At 70.8% G+C, this 24,992-nt stretch carries 26 protein-coding genes and 1 tRNA gene; 13 read left to right on the top strand and 14 right to left on the bottom strand.

From position 1 onward, the window contains the following. Window positions 1-8: 8 nt before the first annotated feature. Window positions 9-5,861, top strand: coding sequence for an anti-phage protein ProA (gene proA, locus QFZ27_RS16405; RefSeq protein ID WP_429227447.1), 5,853 nt, complete (start codon window positions 9-11; stop codon window positions 5,859-5,861). 24 nt (window positions 5,862-5,885) lie between these two features. On the opposite strand, the gene QFZ27_RS16400 is transcribed toward proA, so the two are convergent. Next, window positions 5,886-7,244: a serine hydroxymethyltransferase gene (locus QFZ27_RS16400; protein ID WP_429227446.1), complete on the bottom strand. Its 1,359-nt coding sequence runs from the start codon at window positions 7,242-7,244 to the stop codon at window positions 5,886-5,888. Between the two features lie 114 nt (window positions 7,245-7,358). Between QFZ27_RS16400 and QFZ27_RS16395 the strand changes: the two genes are divergently transcribed. Further along, a complete protein-coding gene (locus QFZ27_RS16395; protein ID WP_429227445.1) occupies window positions 7,359-7,850 on the top strand; it encodes an Lrp/AsnC family transcriptional regulator in 492 nt (163 codons plus the stop codon). A 6-nt stretch (window positions 7,851-7,856) separates the two neighbouring features. Here the strand turns inward: QFZ27_RS16395 and QFZ27_RS16390 are convergent, their stop codons facing one another. The 4 genes from QFZ27_RS16390 to QFZ27_RS16375 form a co-directional block, all read right to left on the bottom strand. Then, a complete protein-coding gene (locus QFZ27_RS16390) occupies window positions 7,857-8,729 on the bottom strand; it encodes a 3-hydroxybutyryl-CoA dehydrogenase (RefSeq protein WP_429227444.1) in 873 nt (290 codons plus the stop codon). Window positions 8,730-9,027: 298 nt separating this feature from the next. Beyond that, entirely contained in the window at window positions 9,028-9,591 is a 564-nt protein-coding gene (locus QFZ27_RS16385; protein WP_429227443.1) for a cob(I)yrinic acid a,c-diamide adenosyltransferase, read from the bottom strand. A gap of 22 nt (window positions 9,592-9,613) precedes the next feature. Then, window positions 9,614-9,805 (bottom strand): twin transmembrane helix small protein, encoded by a 192-nt coding sequence (locus QFZ27_RS16380; protein ID WP_429227442.1) that lies wholly within the window; start codon window positions 9,803-9,805, stop codon window positions 9,614-9,616. 68 nt (window positions 9,806-9,873) lie between these two features. Beyond that, complete coding sequence (locus QFZ27_RS16375; protein WP_429227441.1) at window positions 9,874-11,049, bottom strand: hypothetical protein; 1,176 nt, start codon at window positions 11,047-11,049, stop codon at window positions 9,874-9,876. A gap of 150 nt (window positions 11,050-11,199) precedes the next feature. On the opposite strand from QFZ27_RS16375, the gene QFZ27_RS16370 reads away from it, so the two are divergent. After that, a complete protein-coding gene (locus QFZ27_RS16370) occupies window positions 11,200-12,078 on the top strand; it encodes a DUF4743 domain-containing protein (protein ID WP_429227440.1) in 879 nt (292 codons plus the stop codon). 56 nt (window positions 12,079-12,134) lie between these two features. Next, entirely contained in the window at window positions 12,135-12,329 is a 195-nt protein-coding gene (locus tag QFZ27_RS16365; RefSeq protein ID WP_429227439.1) for an SHOCT domain-containing protein, read from the top strand. A gap of 9 nt (window positions 12,330-12,338) precedes the next feature. On the opposite strand, the gene QFZ27_RS16360 is transcribed toward QFZ27_RS16365, so the two are convergent. Then, window positions 12,339-12,800, bottom strand: coding sequence for a GNAT family N-acetyltransferase (locus QFZ27_RS16360; protein ID WP_429227438.1), 462 nt, complete (start codon window positions 12,798-12,800; stop codon window positions 12,339-12,341). Window positions 12,801-12,837: 37 nt separating this feature from the next. After that, window positions 12,838-13,695, bottom strand: coding sequence for a tRNA glutamyl-Q(34) synthetase GluQRS (gene gluQRS / locus QFZ27_RS16355; RefSeq protein WP_429227437.1), 858 nt, complete (start codon window positions 13,693-13,695; stop codon window positions 12,838-12,840). 68 nt (window positions 13,696-13,763) lie between these two features. Between gluQRS and QFZ27_RS16350 the strand changes: the two genes are divergently transcribed. Continuing rightward, window positions 13,764-14,444, top strand: a complete 681-nt coding sequence (locus tag QFZ27_RS16350) for an alpha/beta hydrolase (protein ID WP_429227436.1) — start codon at window positions 13,764-13,766, stop codon at window positions 14,442-14,444. A 118-nt stretch (window positions 14,445-14,562) separates the two neighbouring features. Next, on the top strand, window positions 14,563-15,126 hold the full coding sequence (locus QFZ27_RS16345; protein WP_342237145.1) for an HNH endonuclease: 564 nt from the start codon (window positions 14,563-14,565) through the stop codon (window positions 15,124-15,126). A gap of 18 nt (window positions 15,127-15,144) precedes the next feature. Here QFZ27_RS16345 and QFZ27_RS16340 read toward each other — a convergent pair whose 3' ends face one another. The 4 genes from QFZ27_RS16340 to QFZ27_RS16325 are packed head-to-tail and all read right to left on the bottom strand — an operon-like array spanning window position 15,145 to window position 17,658. Beyond that, window positions 15,145-15,606 carry a CreA family protein gene (locus QFZ27_RS16340; protein ID WP_429227435.1) on the bottom strand — a complete coding sequence of 154 codons (462 nt, stop codon included), beginning with the start codon at window positions 15,604-15,606 and terminating at the stop codon, window positions 15,145-15,147. Between the two features lie 2 nt (window positions 15,607-15,608). Continuing rightward, window positions 15,609-16,160, bottom strand: coding sequence for a demethoxyubiquinone hydroxylase family protein (locus QFZ27_RS16335; protein WP_429227434.1), 552 nt, complete (start codon window positions 16,158-16,160; stop codon window positions 15,609-15,611). Next, window positions 16,157-16,648: a disulfide bond formation protein B gene (locus QFZ27_RS16330; protein ID WP_429227433.1), complete on the bottom strand. Its 492-nt coding sequence runs from the start codon at window positions 16,646-16,648 to the stop codon at window positions 16,157-16,159. The genes QFZ27_RS16335 and QFZ27_RS16330 overlap by 4 nt, the downstream gene beginning before the upstream one ends. 53 nt (window positions 16,649-16,701) lie before the next feature. Further along, the gene (locus QFZ27_RS16325) at window positions 16,702-17,658 is read right to left on the bottom strand and encodes a threonine ammonia-lyase (RefSeq protein WP_429227432.1); all 957 of its coding nucleotides are present in this window, start codon (window positions 17,656-17,658) and stop codon (window positions 16,702-16,704) included. A gap of 89 nt (window positions 17,659-17,747) precedes the next feature. On the opposite strand from QFZ27_RS16325, the gene QFZ27_RS16320 reads away from it, so the two are divergent. Next, entirely contained in the window at window positions 17,748-18,239 is a 492-nt protein-coding gene (locus tag QFZ27_RS16320) for an Lrp/AsnC family transcriptional regulator (RefSeq protein WP_429227431.1), read from the top strand. A gap of 55 nt (window positions 18,240-18,294) precedes the next feature. Then, window positions 18,295-18,381, top strand: a tRNA-Leu gene (locus QFZ27_RS16315). A 40-nt stretch (window positions 18,382-18,421) separates the two neighbouring features. Here the strand turns inward: QFZ27_RS16315 and QFZ27_RS16310 are convergent. Both QFZ27_RS16310 and QFZ27_RS16305 read right to left on the bottom strand, forming a co-directional pair. Continuing rightward, entirely contained in the window at window positions 18,422-18,889 is a 468-nt protein-coding gene (locus tag QFZ27_RS16310; RefSeq protein WP_429227430.1) for a GNAT family N-acetyltransferase, read from the bottom strand. Further along, window positions 18,886-19,545: a TetR/AcrR family transcriptional regulator gene (locus tag QFZ27_RS16305; protein ID WP_429227429.1), complete on the bottom strand. Its 660-nt coding sequence runs from the start codon at window positions 19,543-19,545 to the stop codon at window positions 18,886-18,888. Before QFZ27_RS16305 ends, QFZ27_RS16310 begins: the two co-directional genes overlap by 4 nt. 89 nt (window positions 19,546-19,634) lie before the next feature. On the opposite strand from QFZ27_RS16305, the gene QFZ27_RS16300 reads away from it, so the two are divergent. The 3 genes from QFZ27_RS16300 to QFZ27_RS16290 all read left to right on the top strand — a co-directional run bounded on the left by QFZ27_RS16300 (window position 19,635) and on the right by QFZ27_RS16290 (window position 21,705). Continuing rightward, window positions 19,635-20,483 carry an NAD(P)H-binding protein gene (locus QFZ27_RS16300; RefSeq protein WP_429227428.1) on the top strand — a complete coding sequence of 283 codons (849 nt, stop codon included), beginning with the start codon at window positions 19,635-19,637 and terminating at the stop codon, window positions 20,481-20,483. A gap of 36 nt (window positions 20,484-20,519) precedes the next feature. Beyond that, entirely contained in the window at window positions 20,520-21,014 is a 495-nt protein-coding gene (locus QFZ27_RS16295) for an anthrone oxygenase family protein (RefSeq protein WP_429227427.1), read from the top strand. A 112-nt stretch (window positions 21,015-21,126) separates the two neighbouring features. Then, complete coding sequence (locus QFZ27_RS16290; RefSeq protein ID WP_429227426.1) at window positions 21,127-21,705, top strand: HPF/RaiA family ribosome-associated protein; 579 nt, start codon at window positions 21,127-21,129, stop codon at window positions 21,703-21,705. A gap of 2 nt (window positions 21,706-21,707) precedes the next feature. Here the strand turns inward: QFZ27_RS16290 and QFZ27_RS16285 are convergent, their stop codons facing one another. Beyond that, window positions 21,708-22,295 (bottom strand): TetR/AcrR family transcriptional regulator, encoded by a 588-nt coding sequence (locus QFZ27_RS16285; protein ID WP_429227425.1) that lies wholly within the window; start codon window positions 22,293-22,295, stop codon window positions 21,708-21,710. Window positions 22,296-22,479: 184 nt separating this feature from the next. Here QFZ27_RS16285 and pseB point away from each other — a divergent pair, with 184 nt between their 5' ends. Together pseB and pseC are read left to right on the top strand one after the other, a co-directional pair. Further along, window positions 22,480-23,520 carry a UDP-N-acetylglucosamine 4,6-dehydratase (inverting) gene (gene pseB / locus QFZ27_RS16280; protein ID WP_429227424.1) on the top strand — a complete coding sequence of 347 codons (1,041 nt, stop codon included), beginning with the start codon at window positions 22,480-22,482 and terminating at the stop codon, window positions 23,518-23,520. Between the two features lie 27 nt (window positions 23,521-23,547). Further along, window positions 23,548-24,759: a UDP-4-amino-4,6-dideoxy-N-acetyl-beta-L-altrosamine transaminase gene (gene pseC / locus QFZ27_RS16275; RefSeq protein WP_429227423.1), complete on the top strand. Its 1,212-nt coding sequence runs from the start codon at window positions 23,548-23,550 to the stop codon at window positions 24,757-24,759. Window positions 24,760-24,992 lie beyond the last annotated feature (233 nt).

Raw genomic sequence — 24,992 nt, 5'->3', positions numbered from 1 at the left:
GTCCATCCATGACCGTCGAGATCAAGGCCGTCGTCGCCGACAAGGTCGGCTTCGCGTCGCACCAGAATGCCGTGCCCGTCCTGCGCGAGCTGGAGATTGCCAGCGCGCTGGAGACGGCCGTGGACGATGCCGCCCTGACCTTGACCGCCGACCCGCCCTTCCTGGTGCCCAAGACCTGGCGCATCGATCGACTGGCGCCGGGCGCGCCGCTTCGCATCGTCGATCGGGATGTGACCCTGGTCGCCGCCCTCCTGGGCGCGCTGACGGAGAGCGTCCGCGGCAGCGCCACGCTGCGCCTTGAGGCAGGCGGGAAGGTGCTGGCGGAGGCCGTCCATCCGATCGAGCTGCTGGCCCGCGGGGAATGGGGAGGCGCCGGCACGATGGCGGAGCTGCTGCCCGTCTTCGCCATGCCGAACGATCCGGCCGTCGACCGCGTGCTGAAGGCCGCGTCGGATGTGCTGCGCCGGGCAGGCCGGCCCATGGGCATCGACGGCTACGGGGCGAAGTCGCGGCAGCGGGTGTGGGAGCTGGCCTCCGCCATCTGGTCCGCGGTGGCCGGCTTCGGCATCTCCTATGCCCTGCCGCCGGCCAGCTTCGAGGAGCAGGGCCAGAAGGTGCGCACTCCCGGCGCCATCCTGGAAGGCCGGGTCGCCACCTGCCTGGACACCGCCTTGCTGTTCGCCGCGGCCCTGGAGCAGGCGGGGCTCAATCCGCTGATCATCCTGACTCGCGGGCACGCCTTCACCGGCGTCTGGCTGCAGCCGGTCGAGTTCGCGACGCTGATCATCGACGAATCGGCCGCGTTGCGCCGCCGCATCGACCTGAAGGATCTGCTGGTTTTCGAGACGACCCTGGCCACCCAGGCCCCGGCGCCGAGCTTCAGCCAGGCCGAGCGGATGGCGCTGCGGCAGCTCGCCGAGGATGCGCCGGCCCCCTTCGTGATGGCGATCGACGTCCGCCGCGCCCGCATGCAGAAGATCCGGCCGCTCAGCCTGGCCGGCGCCGCTGCCGGCGCGGCGGCCGAGGCGCCGCCGGCTGTCGAAGCGCTGGAAGTGGCCCCGGTGCTGCCCGGCTTCGATGTGGAGGTCGAGGCCGAGCCGGTGACCGCCGCCGGCCGGATCGCGCTGTGGCAGCGCAAGCTGCTGAACCTGACCACCAGCAACCGTCTGCTGAACCTGCCCGAGGGCGGCAAGGTCGTGCGCCTCCTCTGCCTCGACCCGGGATCGCTGGAGGATCGCCTGGCGGCGGGCCGCAAGGTCCGCATCGTGGCGATGCCCGATCTCGCGGCAGGCGGCCGCGATGAGCAGCTGTTCGAGGCGCAGACCCACGAGGCTCTGCGTGCAGATGTCGCCCGGGCCGCGCTGGACCGCGGCGAGGTGCTGTCGCTGGCGGACAAGGAGACGCTCGACGCCACGTTGGTCGACCTCTATCGCAAGGCACGGAGCGACATGGCGGAGGGCGGCGCCAACACGCTGTTCCTGGCGCTGGGCTTCCTGAAATGGAAGAAGGCGGCGTCCGACCCGCGCAGCTTCCGGGCGCCGCTGATCCTTCTGCCGGTCCGGCTGGAACGGAAGAGCGCCCTGTCCGGCGTCGTGATGGTCCAGCATGAGGACGAGCCGCGCTTCAACCTGACCCTGCTCGAGCTGCTGCGCCAGGACTTCGAGTTCACCATCCCGGGGCTGGACGGCCCCCTGCCGACCGATGAGCGCGGCGTCGATCTCGCCGGCATCTGGACCACCGTGCGGCGGGCGGTGCGCGACCTGCCCGGCTTCGAGGTGACCGAGGAACTGGTGCTGGGCACCTTCTCCTTCGCCAAATACCTGATGTGGAAGGATCTGGTCGACCGCGCCGACCGGCTGAAGGAAAGCCCGACGGTCCGGCACCTGATCGAGCGGGACGGATCGAGCTTCCCGGTGCGGGACGGGTTCCCCCGGCCCGAGCAGCTGGACCAGTCGGTCGACCCGGCCGAGCTGTTCATTCCCCTCCCGGCCGACAGTTCGCAGATCGCCGCCGTCGTCGCTTCGGCCCGGGGCCACGACTTCGTGCTGGACGGCCCGCCGGGCACCGGCAAGTCGCAGACCATCGCCAACATGATCGCCCACAACCTGGCCCTGGGCCGGCGCGTGTTGTTCGTGGCCGAGAAGATGGCTGCCCTCAACGTGGTTCAACGCCGCCTGGCCGAGAAGGGCCTGGGCGAGTTCTGCCTGGAGCTGCATTCGGCCAAGGCCACCAAGACCGAGGTGCTGAAGCAGCTGGACCGCGCCTGGACGACACGCGAGACCATGAACGCCGAGGATTGGGCGCGCGAGGCGGCCGAAGCCAGGCGCCTGCGCGACCAGTTGAACGGGCTGGTGGCACTGCTGCACCGCCGTGCCGCGAACGGCCTGACCGTGCACGGCGCGATCGGCCGGGTGGTGCGCGACTGGACCGAGACCAGCCCGCGTCTCGCCTTCGCGCCCGGCCGCGAACACGGCGAGTCCGACCTGGCCCGGCTGCGCGACGTCGCCCGCCGCCTGGGCCTGGCATGGGACGATGTCGATGGCCTCGCGGGCTTGCTCGACGGGATCGGCCATGCCGAATGGACGAATGGCTGGCAGGACGCGATCGTCGCCGCGGCCGCCGCGGTGCCGCCGGCCGTGGATGCAGTGCAGGCGGCGGGCGACGGGCTGCTGGCGGCGACCCGCCTGCCGCTGGCTGCCGAGGAGCCGGCCCAGCTGGTCCGCCTGCGCAGTCTGGTCGAGCTGGCGCTGCAGGCCCATGGCCGCGACCTGCGCTTCGCCTTCGCCCCCGATGTCGCCGACCGGGTGGCCGCCGTACGCACGGCCATCGGGCTGGTCGAACGGTATCGCCGCGACGAGGCGGCGCTGTCCGCCCGGTATGCACCGGAGGCGGCCCGCCGCATCGGCCTGGCGGCGATCCGGACGGCGTGGCAGGAGGCCGAAGCGAGGATGTGGCCGCTCGCCGGCTTCGCCCGGAAGCGGGTCGCCCGCGATCTGGCGCAGCAGGGCGGCGCCTCGGGCCCGGTCGACGTGGTGGCCGACCTGCCGCATCTCGACGCCATGGCCGCCGGGCTGCAGGACCTGGACGGGCTGGCGCCGCGGTTGGCCGGCATTCCGGGCTGGGCCGGGCTGGCGACCGACGGCGCGGCGGTCGAATCCTCCCTGGCCCTGGCCGAGAGCCTGCGAGCGGAGATCGCGGCCGCGGCGACCGGCCCGGACCACCTCGCCGCCTTGCGTGGCGCGCTGTCGACCCTGATCGTCGACGCCAACGACGTGCTGGCGCCGGGCGGGGCCATCGCCACAGGCCAGGCCCGGGTGGACGAGGCCGCCGCAGCGTTCGGGGCCGTGGCGCAGCGCTTCGACGGCCTGGCCGAACCACCCGCCGCGACCCGCGATTTCACGGCAATACGGCACCGCGCCCAGGCCGTCCTGGGCCATGCGCCGCGACTCAAGGCATGGACCGATTGGCGCCGGGTGCGCGACGAGGCGATGCTGGCCGAGCTCGGGCCGCTGGTCGCAGCCCTGGAGGGGGGCTCGCTGGCGCCGCAGCAGACGGTGGAGGCCTTCGAGACCGGCTATGCCCGGTGGTTCGCCAGCGCTCGGATCGACGCCGAGCCGCTGCTGTCGCGCTTTGCCGCCTCGGTCCATATGGACAGCATCGAGGCGTTCCGCCGGATCGACAGCCGGCTGTCCGAGCTGGCCGTGCGCTACGTCCGGGCCCGGATCTGCGGCCTGATTCCGGCCAAGGACAGCGTCGGCCGCGGCGACGGCTATGCGGTGCTGAAGCACCAACTGCAGCTGCAGCGCCGGCACAAGCCGATCCGCCAGCTGGCGGCCGAGATGGGGGAAAGCTTCACCCGGCTGGCGCCGTGCATGCTGATGAGCCCGCTGTCGATCGCGCAGTATCTGCCGCCCGACCAGGCGCTGTTCGACCTGGTGATCTTCGACGAGGCGTCACAGATCGCGCCCTGGGACGCCGTCGGCGCCATCGCGCGCGGGGCGCAGGTCGTGATCGCCGGCGACCCGCGGCAGATGCCGCCGACCAGCTTCTTCACCCGATCGGCCACCGCGACCGACAGCGACGCCGACACCGAAGAGGACATGGAGAGCATCCTCGACGAGTGCCTGGCCGCCGGCGTGCCGATGCACAGCCTGTCCTGGCACTACCGCAGCCGGCACGAGAGCCTGATCGCCTTCTCCAACCATCGCTACTACGAGGATTCGCTGGTCACCTTTCCGGCGCCGGTCACCCGCGCCAGTGCGGTGGAGTGGCGGCGGGTGGAGGGCGTCTATGCCCGCGGCAAGGGGCGGACCAACCCGATCGAGGCGCAGGCGATGGTCGACGAGGCCGTGCGCCGCCTGACCGATCCGGCCTTCATCGCCGCCGGCCATACGCTGGGCATCATCACCCTGAACGCCGACCAGCAGAGGCTGGTGGAGGATCTGCTCGACAAGGCGCGGCGCCAGCGCCCCGAGATCGAAGCGCATTTCGCCGAGGACCGCACTGAGCCGGTGGTGGTGAAGAACCTGGAGACGGTGCAGGGCGACGAGCGCGACCTGATCATGCTCGGCATCGGCTTCGGCCCGACGGAGCCGGGGGGCAAGGCGATGTCGATGTCCTTCGGCGCGTTGAACAGCCAGGGCGGCTGGCGCCGGCTGAACGTGGCGGTGACCCGGGCGCGGCGGGAGATGCTGGTCTTCACCTCCTTCGATCCCGGCATGATCGACCTGAACCGCACCAGCGCCCGCGCGGTCCGCGACCTCAAGCATTTCGTCGAGTTCGCCGAACGGGGCCCCGCCGCCCTAGCCGAAGCGGTGCACGGCTCGGTCGGCGGTCCTGATTCGCCATTCGAGCAGGCGGTGGCGCGCGAGCTGGCGCGCCGCGGCTGGACCGTGGTCCCCCAGATCGGCGTGTCGCGCTTCCGCATCGACCTCGGCATCGTTCACCCGGACCGGCCGGGCGACTACCTCGCCGGGGTGGAATGCGACGGCGTCGCCTATCACAGCGCCGCCACCGCAAGGGACCGCGACAAGGTGCGGGCCGCCATCCTGGAGGGGCTGGGCTGGACGCTGATCCGGATCTGGTCCACCGACTGGTGGGTGGATAAAGCCGGCGCCGCCGATCGGCTGCACAAGGCCCTGGAGGCCCTACTGGCCGCCTCGAGGGCACGGATCGAGGCGGAGAGAGCGGCACCGCCGCCGGCCGTGCCGATCGATGCCGAGCCGGCACCCACAGCCGATGCGGCGCCGGACTCTGCCGCGCCCCCGGTGCCCGGCTCGCCTTCCGGCGACGGCGAGAGCATGCCGACGGAAGATGCCCCGGTCCGCGTGGCCCTGCAGGTCCCGGCAGGCGGCGCCGTGACGATACCCGGCTACAGGATCACCGACTTCGCGCCGCATCAGGCGATGATCGACCCGGATGCTTTCTATGAAGCCTCCTATGACGAGATGCTGGCGACGCTCGTCGGGCATGTGCTCGACGGCGAGGCCCCGATCGCGGAGACGCTGCTGGTGCAGCGGATCGCCCGGGCGCACGGCTTCCAGCGGGCCGGCCGGCTGATCCGCGAGCGGGTGATGGCGGTCGTCGCGCGCCGCTATCACGCGGCCCCGGACGGGACGGCAGGGCTGTTCGTCTGGCATGACCGGGACGCGCCGGCGCGGTGGCAGGGCTTTCGCCCGCCGGCCACGCCGGACGACATTCGGCCGATCGAGGAGATCGCCCTGGCCGAGATCCGGGCCGCCCGTCCCGCCACCACCACCGAGGATCCCGCGGTGGAGATCACCCGCCGGTTCGGCATTCGCCGGGTCAGCGGGCCGGCGCGGCAGCGGATCGAGACGGCGCTGGCCCTGGAACCGCAATAACGACCAAGCGCCGCCCTCTCGCAGTCATGCCGGCGGCAATCCGTTCTCGAAGCAATAGTGGATCGTCGGGAAGCTGTGGCGCAGCGCTACTGCGTCCGGCCGCACCGCTTCCGGCGACTCGCCGCGCACCAGCACGCGGGCGATCAGCTCGGCGATCGCCTCCATCTCGCGCTCGCGCATGCCGAAGCGGGTGACTTCGATGGTGCCGATGCGCAGGCCGCCGGGATAGTCCCAGTCCTCCTTGCGGTCGGCCGGCAGCAGGTTCTTGTTCACGATCAGGTTGGCGCGCTCCAGACTCTGCGCCGCCGCCAGGCCGCGGCCGAAACCGCGGGCGTCGGCGATCGCCTGATGCGTGGTGGTGAAGCCCTTATGCGCGCCGAGCATCGGGATGCCGCGCTCCTGCAGCGCCCGCGCCAGCGCCTGCGCGTTGGCGACGATCTGGGCCTGTAGCTCGGCGCCGAAGGCGATCGCCTCGGCCGTCGCCAGGGCCAGCGCCGCCACCCGGTTGACCTGGTGCGTCGCCGCCCAGACCGGGAACACCGCCGTCGTCACCGCCTCGGTGATCGTCGGGTCGTCCCACAGCAGGATGCCGGATTGCGGGCCGGCGAAGGTCTTGCCGGCCGAGCCGGTGACGATGTCCGCGCCTTCCTTCAGCGGGTCCTGAAACTGGCCGCCGCCGATCAGGCCCAGCTGATGCGCCGCGTCGAAGAAGAAGCGGCCGCCCCACTCCGCGATCACCTCGCGCATCGCCGCCACCGGCTGCGGGAACAGCGTCATCGACAGGCCGAGCGCAACCAGCTTCGGCCGGGCCAGCGGCGCCGCCCGGCGGAACAGGTCGAGGTCGACCACCAGCTCCTCCGGGTCCATCGGAATGTCGACGATGGTGCGGCCCATGGCGCCGGCCGGCCCGTCGGACCGGTTCGAGGAATGGCCGCCGGTCGGCTGCGCCGCGGTCATCACCACGTCGCCCGGCGCGGTCAGCGCGGTGTAGACCACGGCGTTGCCGATCATCGAGGCGCACAGCCGGTGGTCGGCGTAGTTGCAGCGGAAGTGGCGCTTCAGCAGCTCGACGCACAGCGCCTCGACCTCGTCGATATGGCGGGTGCCGGCGAACCAGCGGTTGACCCGGCCGATATGGCCTTCTGCCGCGCGGGTGCCGATCTCGGCCGCCAGCAGCGCCCGCACGCCCGGGCTGGTCGGCGCCTCGGGCGCCAGCAGGTTGATGCAGTCCTCGCCGCGCCATTGCGCATTGCGCCCGACCGCGGCCTTGACCGCCTCACCCATCGCCGCCGGATCGGCGCAGGCATCGAGCACGGCCCGGGCCGTCGCCAGCGCTTCCCGGTCATGCACCTCGATGCGGTTCGACAGATCCGGTGAATCCATGGTCGCCTCCTGTTCGTTCCAACGAGGCTATGACGAAATCATCGGCAACGGATTTCGATTTGCACGACCGGAATTTCCGTTGTGGAATGTCCGGATGCCGCTGCGAGGAAATCCATGAAAAGCCCCACCCGTCCCGCCTCGGTCGAGCTCGACGCCATCGACCGGCGCATCCTCGATGCGCTGCAGGAGGACAACCAGATCACCAACCTGGCCCTGGCCGAGCGGGTCGGCCTGTCGCCGCCGGCCTGCCTGAAGCGGGTGCGGCGGCTGCGCCAGGAGCGGGTGGTGGTGCGCGACGTGGCGCTGGTCGATCCGGAGAAGGTCGGCCAGACCATCGTCGCCTTCGTCGGGGTCGAGCTGGACCGCCAGCGCGAGGACGTGCTGGCCGCCTTCGAGCGCAAGATCGCCGCCGAGCCCGAGGTGCAGCAGTGCTATTTCGTGTCGGGCGAGACCGACTACCTGCTGGTCGTCACCTGCCGCGACATGGAGGCCTACAACCTGTTCTGCCGCCGGGTGCTGGCCAATGAGCACAACATCAAGCGCTTCCGCACCAGCTTCAACCTCTCGCGGGTGAAGTACGAGACCAAGGTGCCGATCGAGGCGTGAGAGCCGTTACCGCGTCGGGACCGGCACGTCCTTGGAATAATCGTAGAAGCCGCGCTTGGTCTTGCGGCCGAGCCAGCCGGCCTCGACGTATTTCACCAGCAGCGGACAGGGTCGGTACTTGCTGTCGGCAAGGCCGTCATATAGCACGTTCATGATCGACAGGCAGGTATCGAGGCCGATAAAGTCGGCCAGTTCCAGCGGGCCCATCGGGTGGTTGGCGCCGAGCTTCATCGAGGTGTCGATCGCCTCGACCGAGCCCACGCCCTCATAGAGGGTGTAGACCGCCTCGTTGATCATCGGCAGCAGGATGCGGTTGACGATGAAGGCCGGGAAATCCTCCGACACCGCCGGGGTCTTGCCCAGCTTCAGCGCCAGGTCGCGGATCGCCTCATAGGTCGCGTCGTCGGTGGCGATGCCGCGGATCACCTCCACCAGCTTCATCACCGGCACGGGGTTCATGAAATGCATGCCGATGAAGCGCTCGGGCCGGTCGGTCGTGGCCGCGAGGCGGGTGATCGAGATCGAGCTGGTGTTGGTCGCCACCATCGCCCGCTCGTTCAGATGCGGCACCAGCTGCTTGAAGATCTCGCGCTTGACCGGCTCGCTCTCGGTCGCTGCCTCGATGACCAGGTCGCAATCCTTGAACCCCTGGTACTCGGAGCCGGTGTGGATCCGGGCCAGGACCGCCGGCTTCTCCTCGGCGGTCAGCTTGCCGCGGCCGATCAGCCGGTCGACATGGCCTTCGATCGCCTCGCGCGCCCGCTCCAACGCCTTCGGATCGACGTCCATGAGCCGGATGGTGAAGCCGCTCTGGGCGCCGACCTGGGCGATGCCGCTGCCCATTTGCCCTGCGCCGATGACGCCGATCGTCTGGATCATGCCTGGGTTCCGCTCCGAACGTCCCTGTCCCGCCGGCCGCCCGCATTGGTGCGGTGCAGCAAAGAGGTCGAACGATAGTGATGTCCGACAGAGCTTGTCAACGCGACTGCCGTCCACGCAAGCATCTTGCCCAAGCTGTGGGCAGATGGGCTCGAAACCCGTGCGAGAATGCGCCTGATGTGAGTCGAATGGCGGTGGTTTCGAGAACCGGCGCGCAGCGGACGTTTGAGTCTGTGAGCACCGGAAGCGCAGAAACCGCCGTCAGGCGGCCGCAGCAGGTGCGTTATCGCACCGGCTTTCACCGATGCGCTCCCGGAACCCAGAGCACGTCGTCCTTGCCGTCGCCATTCATGTGGCGGGACAGGACGAACAGATGGTCCGACAGCCGGTTGGCGTATTTCAGCGCCTCGGGGTTGACCACCTCGACCGCCATCAGCGCCGAGACCAGCCGTTCCGCCCGCCGCGCCACGGTGCGGGCGTGGTGCAGATGGGCCGAGGCAGCGCTGCCGCCGGGCAGCACGAAGCTGTTCAGCGGCGCCAGGGACGCGTTCATGGCGTCGATCTCTCGCTCCAGCCGCTCCACCTGCGCCGCGGTGACCCGCAGCGGCGGGTATTTCGGCGCGGGCTCCTCCGGCGTCGCCAGGTCGGCGCCCAGATCGAACAGGTCGTTCTGGATCCGGCCGAGCATGGCGTCGGCCTCGCCTTCCGTCTGCAATCGGGCCAGGCCGATCACGGCATTGGTCTCGTCCACCGTGCCATAGGCCTCGACCCGCAGGTCGTGCTTGGCCACCCGCCGGCCGCCGACCAGCGAGGTCTCCCCGGCGTCGCCGCCGCGGGTGTAGATCCGGGTCAGCGTGACCATGGCTGCCGCATCTCCAGATCGCTCAAGCCGTCCACAGGGCCAGCAGGAAGAACAGGATGGCCAGGGCCTGGAAGCCGATGCGGGCCTGCATCAGCTTGTTGCCCCATTTCCGGTTGAACGGACCGCTCTGCGCCATGCCGAACACGCCGGTGGCGAGCGAGGCGACCACCCCGAGCATGCAGATCACGGCAAGGATGATGAAGACGGTGCTCATGCAAGGATTATAGGCCGCCGCCGGGGCGGCGCACAGGCCGATTGCGCGGAACCGTCACGAACCGCGGCTCAGCCGGGGCGTCGGCGCGGCACCGGCACGTCCGCAGCACCGGGCGGCGGTGGCCGGGTCGCGGGCGTCACGACGCTTTGGGCCGGGCGGGCCGCGGCCACGACCGGCCGGGACCGCGGCGGCGGCACGGTGAAGGGCGCCGGCACCGTCGCCATGGCGTCCGTCCGCGGCAGCAGCGCCTCCACAGCCGGGGTCTGAGCGAAGGCGGCGGGCGGCACGTCGATCAGCGATTCCGGAGCTTTCGGCGCGGGGGCTGCCGCCACCGGGTTCGGCGCGGGCGAAACGGCAAGCGCCGCGGGTGCAGCCGCCGCTTCGGGTGCGGCAGGTGTGGTGGGCGGCGCGGCCGCGGGTGCCGGCCCGGCCGGCACCGCAGCGACGGCGGCGGGCTGGGTCGAGCCCGGGCGCGGCAGCGGCGGAGGCACCGCCGGCGGCGAGGTCAGCACCCGCAGGCTGGGATCGATCTCGACCACCGGCGCGGCGGGTGGCGGGGCCGCGGTCGCGGCGGGTGCCGGGCCGCCGACGGTCGGCCGGGCCCGCGGCACCGGCGCCTGGGTCGGCCCTGCGGCCGCCGGCTCCGGGTCGGGAGACTCCGGCCGCGCCAGGGGCCGGGGTGCCTGGAACGGTGCCCGCGGCAGAGCCGCCACCTGGGTCTCGGCCGGCGCCCTGCCGGCATCGGGCACGGGGGCTGGAGCCGGGGCCGCACTGCGAGCCGAGACCGCCGGCGCGGGCGTCGCCCCGGCCTCTTCAACGCCGTCGTCTTCTGAATTCTGGACCGGCCGCGACTGGGCCACCACCTTCGGCCGCACCGCCACCGGCTCCTGCGGCGACGGCTCGACCGGCACGGCCCGGGCCGCATCGATCGAGGCGTTCAGCGCCCAGCGCTGGGCGCCGATGCGGCAGCCCACCGCCTGGCCTTCCTGGCCCTGGCGGCCGATCCGGAAGATGCGGCAGACGCGCGGCGAGGTCTGGGTCTTGATCACCGTCACGGACATGCCCGAGGGCAGGCGCTTCGACGCGTTGGTCCGCTCGGTTTCGAGGATGCGCTGCAGCGCCCGCATGTCGTCGGCCGACAGGTTGCCGAGATCGACCGCGGCCGCGGCCGGCCCGGCCAGGGCCAGCAGCAACAGCGCCACCCCGCCTGTCGTCGCGATCCGACCGATCCCCAACTGCCGCACCCGCAATTCCTCCATCCCCGAAGCCGTTCATGCCGAGGTCGCGCCAAGGTAAGCCTTCCTGCCGCCGGTTGCACGCCTCGCGTGCCGGCCCGGGCGAGACGCCGGAGGATCGCCGTTTCCCGGGCGCCCGACATGCTCTAGACCGGAGGCATGAGCCTGCTCGACCGAATCCGCGCCTGCACTTCCCATGATCCCGCCCGGCTGCGCCCCTGGCGGATCGGCGACACCATCGCCGGCTGGGTCCCGCCGCCCGTGGCCGATCTGCTCGACCGGCAGCCCGGGCCGCTGCGGCCGGACGGAAGCGGCTGGCGACTGGACGGGCGCCTGTCCGGGCCGGAGGCGCGGGCCGAGGCGCTGGAGGAGGTCACCGACCGGCTGATCGAGGCCGGGCTGGTGCGCAAGCGGCGGAACGAGCGCTATCCGGTGCTGGCGGAATGGGGCGCGCCGCTGCTGGCCACGGTCGACCGCGGCGCCGCGGTGGCGCTGGGCATCAAATCCTTCGGCATCCATCTCAACGGCGTGGTCGAGACCGCGGACGGCCCGCTGCTGTGGATCGCCAGGCGCGCGGCCGACCGGGCGCTGGCACCCGGCAAGCTCGACAACATCGTCGCCGGCGGCCAGCCGCACGGCCTGAGCCTGGCCGAGAACGTGGTCAAGGAATGCGGCGAGGAGGCAGGAATCCCGCCGGAGCTGGCGCGGCAGGCGGTGCCGGCCGGCGCCATCACCTACATGATGGAGACGGCCGAAGGGCTGCGCCGGGACACGCTGTTCGTCTACGACCTGGCGCTGGCGCCCGGCTTCGTGCCGCGCAACACCGATGGCGAGGTCGAGAGCTTCGAGCGACGGCCGCTGGCGGCGGTGCTGGAGCGGGTGCGCGACACCGAGGACTTCAAGTTCAACGTCGCCCTGGTGATCATCGACCTGGCGATCCGGCGCGGGGTGGTGGGGCCGGAGCAGCCGGATTATCTGGCGCTGTGCCGCGGTCTCCGCGAGCCTACCGACCCAGCCTTCGGCAAGGGTGCCGGCTGACCGGAACAAACATTGCCGCGTGGCGTTCAACAGCCATTCTCGACCCTGGAGCCTCCATGCGATTCCTGCCGCTCGCCCTCGCCCTGGTCCTTCCGGTCGCCGCCTGCGGCGGCAGCAGCCATACGCCGCCGCCCGGCCGCGCCGGGGCGACGACGGGGCAGGAATTGATCGACCTGGACAATGCCTATCGCCAGGGCGCGATCAGCCAGGACGAGTACGAGGACCAGCGCGAGAAGATCCTCGACCAATAAGGGGGCGCGTCACAGCCGCCCGCGATAGACGAGGAAGCCGGAGCGGTCGGCCACTTGGTCGTAGAGCCGCATGGCGGTCTGGTTGGTCTCGTGCGTCTGCCAGTAGACGCGCGTGACGCCGGCCGCCCTGGCCTGCTCGTACACGCCCTCGATCAGCGCCTTGCCGATGCCCCGGCCGCGAGCCGCCGCGCTGGTGAACAGGTCCTGCAGGTAGCAGGTCGGGCCCAGCATGGTGGTGCTGCGGTGGAACAGGTAATGCGTCAGGCCGACCAGCCGGCCGTCGACCTCCGCCACCAGCGCATGCACCGGCTCATAGGCATCGAAGAAGCGCGCCCAGGTGGCCCGGGTGATCTCGGCCGGCAGCGCGGTCTCGCCGACGCGGCCATAGAACTCGTTGTAGCCGTCCCATAGCGGCAGCCACTGGTCGAAATCGGCGGGGCGGACGAAGCGGACGATCGATGCGGCGGACATCTCGGCTCCAGGATCGGTGGGCGTCTGATGGCCGATGCTAATCCGGAAACCCCGCCAGCGCGCGGATCTCTGCGGCGGAGCTGCCCTGCGCCCGGTAGGCGCGGATCGACGCGGCGTCGCTGCGCTTGGCCAGGCGCCTGCCGGCCGAATCGGTCAGCAGCGCGTGGTGGCGCCACACCGGCACCCGATAGCCGAGCAGCGCCTGCAGCAGCCGGTGGACATGCGTCGCCTCGAACAGGTCGCGGCCGCGGGTGACCACGGTGACGCCCTGGATCTCGTCATCCACCGTCACCGCCAGGTGATAGCTGGTCGGCGTCTCCTTGCGCGCCAGCACGACGTCGCCCTGCCGCTCCGGCCGTGCCGCCTGCTCGCCGGCCAGCTCGTCGGTCCAGCCCAGCGGTCCGGCGCGCCGCATCGCCTCGGCCATGTCGAGCCTGAGCGCATAGGGCCGGCCCTCGGCCAACCGATCGGCACGTTGCTGCGGCGACAGGCGGCGGCAGGTGCCGGGATAGAAGGGCGTGCCGTCCGGCGTGTCCGCCGGGCCATGCGGCGCGCTCTGCATCGCCGCGACCTCGGCCAGGATCTCGCGCCGGGTGCAGAAGCAGGGGTAGATCAGCCCCTGCCCTTCCAGCACCGCCAGCGCCGCGCGGTAGTCGCCCCAATGCTCCGACTGGCGCCGGACCGGCCCGTCCCAGTCGAGGCCCAGCCAGGCCAGGTCCTCCAGGATCGCGGCCTCGAACTCCGGCCGGCAGCGGCCCTGGTCGATATCCTCGATCCGCAGCAGGAAACGGCCGCCCGCCTCGCGCGCACGGCGCCAGCCGGCCAGCGCCGAATGGGCGTGGCCGAGATGCAGGAAGCCGGTCGGGCTGGGGGCGAAGCGGGTCACGACGGTCATGGCTGACACAGCAGTAGGGAACCCCGGCCGCGGTTGACAAGAGACGGCCGCGCCGGGACAGATGGCGCATGGATACGACCCGCACCCTCTACGGCCCCCGCCTCGCCCCCGCCAGCGGCCGCGCGCCCAAGGCCCTGGTCGTCCTGCTGCACGGCGTCGGCGCCGACGGCCAGGACCTGATCGGGATGGCGCCGCATTGGGCTCGTTACCTGCCCGAGGCCGAGTTCCTGGCGCCGGACGGGCCGGAACCTTGCGACATGGCGCCCTATGGCCGGCAATGGTTCAGCCTGCAGGACCGCACACCCTCGGTGATGGAGGCCGGGCTGCAGGCAGCGCTGCCGGTCCTGAACGGCTTCCTCGACCAGGCGCTGGCGGAGCGCGGCCTGACCGATGCCGATCTGGCGCTGGTCGGCTTCAGCCAGGGCACCATGACCTCGCTCTACACCGCGCTGCGGCGACCGCGGCCCTGCGCCGCTCTGGTCGGCTTTTCCGGCGCGCTGCTGGGCGCCCCGACCCTGGCCCGCGACATCGTCTCGCGCCCGCCGGTGCTGCTGGTGCATGGCGAGGTCGATCCGGTGGTGCCCTTCCCCGCCCTGGCCGCGGCGACCCAGGCGCTGCGCGGCGCCGGGGTGGAGGTCGAGACCCTGGCCCGCCCCGACCTGGGCCATGGCATCGATCCCGAGGGGCTGGTCGCCGGCCTCGACATGCTGCGCCGCCACCTGCCGCAGGCGGCGGGCGGAACGGCGTGACGAGATCGTGACATTTCCTGGGGTTTCAGCGCAGGATATTGCGGTCAACTGGGGTTCTTCGGTATACCCATGGCATCCGCGGAGGGTCCGCGGCCAGAGATGAAGGCGAAGGAGTGGGATGGTGTCTCCCCCACCCGAAAACTGCCCGGCTCTCGTCCTCAACGCAGACTTCCGTCCGTTGAGCTACTTCCCCTTGTCCCTGTGGCCCTGGTACGAGGCGATCAAGGCGGTGTTCCTCGACCGGGTGAACATCATCGCCGAATACGACCGCGTGGTGCGCAGCCCATCCTTCGAGATGCGGCTGCCCAGCGTGATCTCGCTGAAGGAGTACATCCCCTCGGCACGGCGCCCGGCCTTCACCCGGTTCAACGTGTTCCTGCGCGACCGCTTCAGCTGCCAGTATTGCGGCGAGCGCCTGCCGTCGCAGGAGCTGACCTTCGATCACGTCGTGCCGCGGGCCCGCGGCGGGCGCACCAGCTGGACCAACGTGGTCGCGGCCTGCTCGGTCTGCAACCTGCGCAAGGGGCACCAGCTGCCCAGCCATTGCGGCATGCACCCGTTGACGCCGCCGCAACAGCCGACGACCTATGAGCTGCAGGAGAACGGGCGGGCGTTTCCGCCCAATTTTCTGCACCAGAGCTGGCGCGACTTCCTGTACTGGGACACCGAGCTGGAGCACTGAGCCCGGCTCGGCCGTCCTCTACTGCCCCCAGGGCATGACAGGCACGGCTGCGACGCTGTTCATCGGCGAGCCGTCGACCAGCTTGGTCGAATAGGACAGGTAGACCAGCGTGTTGCGCGGCCGGTCGTACATCCGCACCACCTGCGTCTCCTTGAACAGGATCGAGGTCGCGCTGTCGAACACCTCCTTCTGCCGGTCGATGCGGTCCGGCAGGGTGATCGGGCCGACCTGGCGGCAGGCCAGCGCGAAGCGCGACGGGTCCTCGGCCAGGCCGAGCCAGCCGGAGACGCCGCCGGTGCGGGCCTGGCTGAGATAGCAGGCGACGCCCGGGATGTCGGGGTCGGTGAAGGCCTCGACGCAGACCTTGTGGTCCGGGCCGATCAGCTTGAAGGCGGTGTTGACGCAGCCGACATCCTCGGCCCGGGCGCCGGAAGCGGCCAGCAGCGCCGCCGTAGCGAACAAGAGAGCCGGCAACCGCATCGTCAGACCCGCTCGGACAGCCAGATCGCGGTGCGCGTCGCCGCCTTCACCGCGCCGGAGAGCAGGCGGTAGCCCGGCGCCTGCTCGGCCTCGTGCTCGAGGCCGATGTCGCGATGCTCAGCCTCCTCCACCCGGAAGCGCTCGATCACCGCCTTCAGCTCCGGTTCGTCCTCGCCCAACGCCTCAGCCTGGCGGGCATAGTGGTCGTCGATCACCTCCTCGACCGCCACCGTGCAGGCCATCGCCGCGCGGTCGCCCAGCAGCGCCGTGGCCGCGCCCATGGCGAAGGCGCCGACATGCCACAGCGGGTGCAGCAGCGTCGGGCGGACGCCGCGCTCCGTCACCAGCCGGTCGAAGGTGTCCAGATGCTCGCGCTCCTGCTCGGCCATGTGCTCGATCACCGGCCCCTTGGGGCCGCGGCCGAGCACGGCGAGCTGGCCTTCATAGATCCGCTTGGCGCCGTATTCGCCGGCTTGGTCGACCCGGATCATCCGAGCGATCCGCTCGCGCCGGGGCAGGTCGCCCGGCAGGGCGCGGCGGCGGGAGACGGTCATGCTGTCCTCGAGCTGCCTGGTCGGCTCCCGGCGATCAGGAGGACCAGCCCCGCGATCACCGACAGGATGGCGTTATACCCCGCCATCGAGATCCCGAACAGGACGAAGCCCGGCACGTCGCAGCGCACCACCGGCGCGTTCAGCAGCTGGTCGCGCAGGGCGGCGACGTCGCCGTTGCCGAAGGAGAGGGCGCCGGTGCAGGCGGTGAAGCCCGGAAACCAGCCATACTCGACCCCGGCGTGATAGACCGCCAGCAGGCCGCCGAGCAGGATCACCAGCCCGGCGAGCAGCACCAGGATTCGCCGCGCCGGGCGAATCACCGCCGCCAGCAGCCCGAGCACGATCGCCGCCCCCCAGGGCCAGCGCTGGTACAGGCACAGCTCGCAGGGCTGCAGCCCGCCGAGATACTGCGAGGCGAGCACGGTACCCAGCACGACGACGCCCAGGGCGGCCGTGAGCCAGGAGAGGAGGTCGAGGCGGCGCAACATGGCGCGGATCATGCAGCGCGGCCGATCCGCCGCCTAGCGCCCAAATGTCGCGATCAGCCGCCCAGCAGCCGGGCCTGGAAACCGGCGTCGAGGTTGCTGCCCGTGATCACCGTCGCCACCCGGCGGCCGGCGAAGCGGTCGCGGTTGGTCAGCACCGCGGCCAGGCCGGCGGCGCCGGAGGGTTCCGCCATCACCCCGGCGGTGCGCAGCAGCAGCCGGGCCGCCTCGAGGATGGCATCGTCGTCGACCAGCAGGATCTCGTCGACGCAGGCCCGCAGCTGCGCCACGGCCGAGGGCACCGGGCGGCTGATCGCCATGCCGTCGGCGATGGTGTCGGTGCCCGGCGTGTCGATCGCGCGACCGGCGGCGAAGGATTGGGCCATGGCCGGCGCGCCGCGCGCGACCACGCCGACGATCCTGACCTCCGGCGCATGCGCCTTGAACCAGGAGCCGATGCCGGTCGCCAGCGCGCCGTCGCCGATCTGCACGATCACGTCGTCGAATTCGTGGCCGGCGAGCTCCTGTGCGATCGTGCCGGCGCCGGCGGAGATCACCGGGTGGCCGCCATCCTCGATGAACAGCGCCCCGGTCTCCGCCGCGATCCGGCGGGCGAGGTCCTTGCCGGCGCCATCCTCCGGATCGGCCAGCCGCACCGTGGCGCCGAGCCGGCGCATCGCCTCGAGCTTCAGCGGGTTGGCCCAGGCCGGCGCCAGGATGGTGGCGGCGATGCCGCGCCGGGCAGCGGCCCGCGCCAGCCCCTGGCCGAAATTGCCGCTGGAGGTGGCGACCACCGCGTCCGGACGCGGCTCCAGCGCCGCGACCACCGCCTCGGTGCCGCGTCCCTTGAAGGACCGGATCGGGTTCAGCGTCTCGACCTTCAGCAGGCAGGCGCAGCCCAGCGCGTCGTCCAGGGCGCCGTGCGACATCGCCGGCGAATCGAGGAACACCGGATCGATCGCCGCCCGGGCGGCGAGAATCTGCTGCGGCGTGATCGGCGGATGCGCATCCATGGGTCGTCTCCGGTTGAGCTGCCGGGACTCTAGCCGGCACCTGTCCGGCTGTTGTTGAAATCTCATGCGCATAGACGCAAAATTCTTGCATGAGCACCAAGTCCGCCCCCGTTCTCGACCGCCTCGACCACAAGCTGCTGGCGCTGCTGCAGGCCGACAGCGGCCGGACGCTGGAAGAGCTGGGCGACACGGTCGGCCTGTCGCCCAGCGCGGTGCAGCGCCGGATCGCCCGCTACCGTGCCGACGGCCTGCTGCTGCGGCAGATCGCGGTGCTCGATCCCGGCCGGCTCGACAGCGCGGTGCTGGCTGCGGTGTTCGTGATGCTGGAGCAGGAATCGGTCGCCCTGCACCGCGCCTTCAAGGACCGCATGCGGGCGGCGCCCGAGGTGCAGCAATGCTATGACCTGGCCGGCAGCCGGGACTATCTGGTGATCCTCGCCGTCACCGGCATGCGGGCCTGCCGCGAGGCCGTCGACCTGCTGTTCATGACCGACCCCAACATCAAGCGCTTCGACACCCATTTCGTGTTCGACGCGGTCAAGACCGGCCTGGCCCTGCCGACCGCCGGTGCCGGGACCTGAGCACCGCGCAATTTCGTTGACGGGACTCCGCCGCTCCTTATGATGCGGCCCCGCTGCGGGCGTGGCGGAATTGGCAGACGCGCTGGACTCAAAATCCAGTTCTGGTGACAGAGTGTCGGTTCGACCCCGACCGCCCGCACCAGCTCTCCTCAAATCGGCAGCACGGCCGAGCGTTTTCGTCTTCAGGATCGAAGCAGCCGACGGGAGAGCAGCCTCCGGCCGTCCCGCGCGAAGCCGAATCGGGAATAGAAGCCCTCCAGGCCGTGCCGGGCCTCGCCTTCCGGCGTGACGACGACGAAGATCTCCGAGCATCCCATGGCCGCGCATCTGGCTTCTGCCGCCGCGATCAGGGCGGCCGCGATGCCCATCTTTCGTGCGGCCGGCAGGACATACAGATCGCCGATCTCGCCGAGCCGGCCGCCTTCCACATAGAACATGGTCGTGACGGTGACGATACCGACTGCGGCTCCGTCCAGCCATGCCAGTCCGACCCAGTGGTGCGGGTCTGCAACCATCTCCCGGACGCTGTCGGCGATCACGGATTCGCCGGTCGCAAATCCTTCCTCACGAAAGAAGCGCACCAGCAACGACACCGCCAACGCCGCGGTGCCGCTGTCCACATCCGAGACTCTCAGCTGATCGCTGCTCATGGTGTCGCCTTCCCACTCCTTTCCGGTGCCAGCTCGCGCAGCGCCATGCGCTTGTAGGTCTCGACCAGCGCATCGCCCTCCTCGCGGCCGACCGAGATGGCGAGGCGCATCGTCGCCTCGCCCAGCTGCATCACCAGGAAGGCACGGGCGAACTGCCCGGCCCGGTCGGCCCCGGGATCGATCCGGGCCAGCACCTCGGCCAGGACCCGGCCGTTGATCCGGCTGTCCTCCAGGTCGATCTCGCGCAAGCCCTTGTCGGCCTGCAGGCCCGACCAGATGTCGCGCATCACCGGCTCGGCCAGGAACAGCCCGTAATAGGTGTCGATCAGCCGGCCGAAGGCGTCGCGCAGCCCGGCGGCGTCGCCCACGTCCCTCAGGCCCCCCTCGATGCAGGCCCGCCCCTCGGCGTTGATGCGCTCGGCCAGGATGCGGATGATCGCCGCCTTGTCCGGGAAGTACTGATACAGCGAGCCGATCGAGATGCCGGCCTTCGCCGCCACCTCGGCCATGCGCAGCGCGTCGCTGCCCTGCGCCGCGATCAGCCCGGTCGCCACCGCCAGGATCCGCTCCACCCGCTCGCGGCTGCGGCGCTGGCTCGGCTCCCGGCGCAGCGAGCCCGCCGGATCGGCGGCGGGAATATCGACGGGGCTGGCCATGACGGTTCCTCGGAAATCCTCTTGACGCTCCAAATGTGAGAGTTTATCACATTCGTAAACATGACAAACACTCACATTAGGAGAGGATCATGGCCCTGTCGGCGAGTGCGATGCAAGAGCGCAAACCGGTCCTGGTCGTCGGCGGCACCGGCAAGACCGGCCGCCGCGTGGCCGAGCGCCTGGCGGCGCGCGGCATACCGGTCCGGATCGGCTCCCGCTCCGCCACCCCCGCCTTCGACTGGGAGGATCCGTCCGGCTGGGCCGCGGCGCTGGACGGCGCCGGCGCCGCCTACATCACCTATTATCCGGACCTGGCCGCGCCGGGGGCGCCCGAGGCCGTCCGCGCCCTGGTCGACCAAGCCCTGAAGCAGGGCGTCCGCCGGCTGGTGCTGCTGTCCGGCCGCGGCGAGGAGGAAGCGCAGCAGGCCGAGCAGGTGCTGCAGGGCTCCGGCGCCGACTGGACCGTCGTGCGGGCCAGCTGGTTCAGCCAGAACTTCAGCGAGAGCATGCTGCTGGAGGGTGTTCTGGCGGGCGAGATCTCGCTGCCGGCCGGCGATGTCGGCGAGCCCTTCATCGATGCCGACGACATCGCCGATGTCGTGGTCGCGGCGCTGACCGAGGAGGGCCATGTCGGCCAGCTCTATGAGGTGACCGGCCCGCGGCTGCTGACCTTCGCCGACGCGACCGCCGAGATCGCCCGGTCCACCGGCCGGCCGGTTCGCTACACCCGGGTGCCGGCGGAAGAGTTCGCGGCGATGCTGGCGGAGCAGGACACGCCAGCGGATTTCGTTGAGCTGCTGCTCTACCTGTTCACCACGGTGCTGGACGGCCGCAACGCCTCTCTGGCCGACGGCGTGCAGCGCGCGCTGGGCCGCGCACCGAAGGATTTCGCCGATTATGCGCGCGACGCCGCCGCGTCCGGCGCCTGGGCCAGTTGAGCCTCCCTAGCCTATTCCTGACGATGGAGAGCTGAAATGGGCGAGCGGCTGATGTCGGTCCTGGTGCTGCTGTCGGCGCTGGGCTCCGGCCTGGTCGGCGGCATCTTCTTCGCCTTCTCGACCTTCGTGATGGGCGCCCTCGCCCGCCTGCCGGCGCCGCAGGGCATCGCCGCCATGCAGTCGATCAACATCGTGGTGATCAACCCGCTGTTCATGGCCGCCTTCATGGGCACCGCGGTGCTGTGCCTCATCGTCGCCATCGGCGCCCTGTTCGGCTGGTCCGGCCCCCGTCCCGCCCTGGTGCTGGCCGGGGCCGTGCTCTACCTCGTCGGCAACATCGTGGTGACCATGACGGGCAACGTGCCGCTGAACAACGCGCTGGCGGCGGTCGACCCGGCCAGCGCCGAGGGGGCCGCCGTCTGGGCCCGCTACCTGTCGAGCTGGACCGTCTGGAACCATGTGCGCACGGCGACCGGCCTGATGGCCGCCGCCTGCTTCACCGTCGCCTGGCGCTGGCCGGCCGCGGCCTGATCCCACCCGCCGCGCATCCGGTCGCGGCGGGGGAACTCCCGGCCGCCCGGGCCGTTCGCAAAGGGAAGGGCGACAGCCCCTCGGACCGACGGATGCGATGGAGGCCCGACACATGCAGAAGCCGTTACAGCTCTCGTTCAAGAACATCGAAGGATCGGAAGCGGTGAAGTCGATCGTGCGCGACCGCGTCGACCGGCTCGATCGCCTCTACCCCCACCTGATCGGCTGCCGCGTGGTGATCGAAGCCCCCCATCGCAGCGCCCAGGGCGCGCGGCCGCCGCTCGGCATTTCGGTCGAGGCCGAGATCCCGGGCAAGCCCATGGTCGTGGTCAAGGACATGGAGGAGCGGCGCAACCCGCGGGACCACGCCACGATGGTCAACCGCAGCTTCGACGTGGTCGAGCGCAAGCTGGACGAGACGGCCCGCATCGTCCAGGGCGAGGTCAAGGCGCATGAGGCGGCGGGGGAGACCGGCACGATCTCCCGCCTGTTCCCCGAGCGGAACTACGGTTTCGTCGAGGCCAAGCAGGCCGGCAGCCTGTACTTCACCCGCAACGCCGTGGTCGACGGCCGGTTCGACGAGCTGGCGACCGGCATGATGGTGCATCTGACCCTGGCCACCGGCGAGGGCCCGATGGGGCCGCAGGCCAGCTCGATCCGCCTGCTGGGGGCCGACCGCAGCGGCGAGTAGGCCTAGCTCTTCGCCAGCCCGCCGACGATCAGGGCGGCCAGGGCCTCCATGGCCCTGGCCTCGTCGACCCGGCCGCGCAGCATGTCGCGCGAGATCGCCTCCGCCGCGCCGATCAGGCCGACGCAGCGCAGGTGCAGCGCGTCGGGCGGCAGGCCCGAATACGGCGCCAGCGCCTCCTGGTAGAAGGCGACGTAGCGGTCGAGCAGCCGCTGATGGAACGCCTCCATCTGCCCGTCGCCGCTCAGCGCGGCGGCGATGGCATGCGCCTCTGGCCCGCAGGTGAGGTAGCAGGTCATGTAGGCGTCGCTCATCACCCGGGCGATGTCTTCGAGCCGCCGCGGCGTGCGCTCGAGGGCCTGCAGCAGCGCCGCCACCTGTTGATCATCGATGCGCTCGTAGAGGGCGATCAGCAGTCCGGAGCGGGTGCCGAAATGCTCATAGGCGATCGGCTTGCTGACGCCGGCGCGCTCGGCGACATGGCCGAGGGTCAGCGCATCCGTCCCCTCCTCGCGCACGATCGCCAGCGCGGTGTCGAGCAACTGGTCGCGCCGCTCCGCCTTGGGCAGCTTCCTGGCAGGGGCTGGGCTCATCTCCTGATCGCACTCCTCGGCGTCGGGCGAATTATGGCCGGCCGCACATGCGGGTTGCGTTGCAAATCACCACGCGTGCAGGTTATAGCCTGAGACACTCATATTGCGGAGGGTGGCGCGGTTTCGGGCCGGCCTCCAAGGTTTCGATGCGACTGGCCGTCCGATTCAACAGCGCTGGTGATTCATGTACCGTACTTTTGACGACAATCTCATCGACCTGAACGGCAAGGTCCTTTTCGTCACCGGCGGCACCGGCTCATTCGGCCGCAAATTCGTCTCCACCATCCTGCAGCGCTACCGGCCGCGGAAGCTGATCATCTTCTCGCGCGACGAGCTCAAGCAGTACGACATGCAGAATGCCGTGCGGGCCGCCTATCCGGCCGAGGTCCATGCCTGCATGCGCTTCTTCCTCGGCGACGTGCGCGACCGCGAGCGGCTGGCGCTGGCCACCCGCGGCGTCGACTACATCATCCATGCGGCGGCGCTGAAGCAGGTGCCGGCCGCCGAATACAACCCGTCCGAGTGCATCCACACCAACATCCTGGGTGCCGAGAACGTGGTTTGGGCGGCGCTGCAGAACCGAATCAAGAAGGTCATCGCCCTGTCGACCGACAAGGCCTGCAACCCGGTCAACCTGTACGGCGCCACCAAGCTGGCCTCGGACAAGACCTTCGTCGCCGCCAACAACCTGTCGGGTGACATCGGCACCCGCTTCGCCGTGGTCCGCTACGGCAACGTCGTCGGCTCGCGCGGCAGCGTGGTGCCGTTCTTCCGCCAGCTGCTGGAGCAGAAGGCGGAGTCGCTGCCGATCACCGACGACCGCATGACCCGGTTCTGGATCACGCTGCAGCAGGGCGTGAACTTCGTGCTGTCGAACTTCACGCTGATGCGCGGCGGCGAGATCTTCGTGCCGAAGATCCCGAGCATGAAGATCACCGACCTGGCCCGCGCCCTGGCGCCCGGCCTGCCGCACCGCACCGTCGGCATCCGCCCGGGCGAGAAGCTGCACGAGGCGATGATCGCGGTCGATGACTCGCACGCGACGGTGGAGCTGGCCGACCGCTACGTGATCGAGCCGCAGTTCGGCGAATACACCCGCACCTCCTTCACCGTGGATGGCGGCGGCAAGCAGGTCGCGGACCGCTTCAGCTACGGCAGCGACAACAACACCGAATGGCTGGACGACCGCGCGCTGCTGGAGATCCTGGAGCGGCACGCCAACTGAACGGCCCGCGTTTCGGAGGCGATCACCGTGACCTTCCTGCCCTATGGCCGCCAGTACATCGACCAGGACGACATCGACGCCGTCACCCGGGCGCTGCAGGCCGATTTCCTGACCACCGGCCCGACGGTCGGCGAGTTCGAGCGCGCCTTCTGCGCCGCCACCGGGGCGCCCTACGCCGCCGCCTGCTCGAACGGCACCGCGGCGCTGCACCTGGCGACGCTGGCGCTGGGCATCGGGCCCGGCGATGTCTGCGTCGTGCCGGCGGTGACCTTCCTGGCCACCGCCAACTGCGCCCGCTTCGTCGGTGCCGACGTGGTCTTCGCCGATGTCGACCCGGAGACCGGGTTGATGCGGCCGGAGGACCTGGAGACGGCGGTCACCCGGATCCCGCAGATCCATCCGGAGGGCCGGTTCCGCGCCGTGCTGCCGGTGCATCTCGCCGGCCAGACCGTGGCCCTGGCGCCGATCGCCGAGATCGCCCGCCGGCACGACGCCTTCGTGATCGAGGATTCCTGCCACGCTTTGGGCACTGAATACGAGACGGCGGAGGGCCGGGTCCAGGTCGGCACCTGCACCCATTCCGACCTCACCTGCTTCTCCTTCCACCCGGTCAAGACCATCGCGCTTGGCGAAGGCGGCATGGTCACCTCGGCCAGGCCCGAGCTGCAGCAGAAGCTGGCGCGGCAGCGCTCGCACGGCATGACCCGGGACCCGGACGCCTTCGTCAACACCGAGCTGGCGGTCGATCCCGCCCAGGCCGGGGTGAACCCCTGGTATTACGAGATGCAGGAGATCGGCTTCAACTACCGGCTGACCGACATCCAGGCGGCGCTCGGCATCAGCCAGCTGCGCAAGCTGGACTGGTTCAAGGCCCGGCGCCGGGCCCTGGCGGCGCGCTATGACGCGGCGCTGGCGCCGCTGGCCCCGGCGCTGCGGCCGATCGCCAAGGCGCCGGGCTGCGACCCGGTGCTGCATCTGTACGAGGTGCTGATCGACTTCGCCGCGATCGGCCGGACCCGCGGCCAGGTGATGCGCGCCCTGCAGGCCAAGGGCATCGGCACCCAGGTGCACTACATGCCGGTGAACCGGCAGCCCTATTACGAGGACATCTACGGCCGCCGCCCCCTGCCCGGCGCCGAATCCTTCTACGCCAGCTGCCTGTCGCTGCCACTGTTCCCCGCCATGCAGGACGGCGATGTCGAGCGGGTGGTCGAGGCGCTGCAGGACATTATCGGATAAGGGAAATGCGTGTTGCCTCTCCCGCTTGCGGGACCTTTCAGAATGGGCGTCACCTGCTCCTTCTTAGTCCCCCTCCCCTTGCGGGAGGGGGGCAGGGGGAGGGGTCTGCGCGCGTCCGCGCGCGAATGCGCAGAGAACAGGTCCCGCGGTCGGAGCGGATCGCCAGAATCCAGGCCGGTTTTGACGGCGAGAACCCCTCCCCCTAGCCCCCTCCCGCAAGGGGAGGGGGGACT

Origin of the sequence: Inquilinus ginsengisoli, assembly GCF_050434925.1 — a bacterium.
GTDB classification, from domain to species: Bacteria; Pseudomonadota; Alphaproteobacteria; order DSM-16000; family Inquilinaceae; genus Inquilinus; species Inquilinus ginsengisoli_B.
The sequence above is the reverse complement of the archived record's forward strand: the minus strand, read 5'-3'. Positions and strand labels throughout refer to the sequence as shown.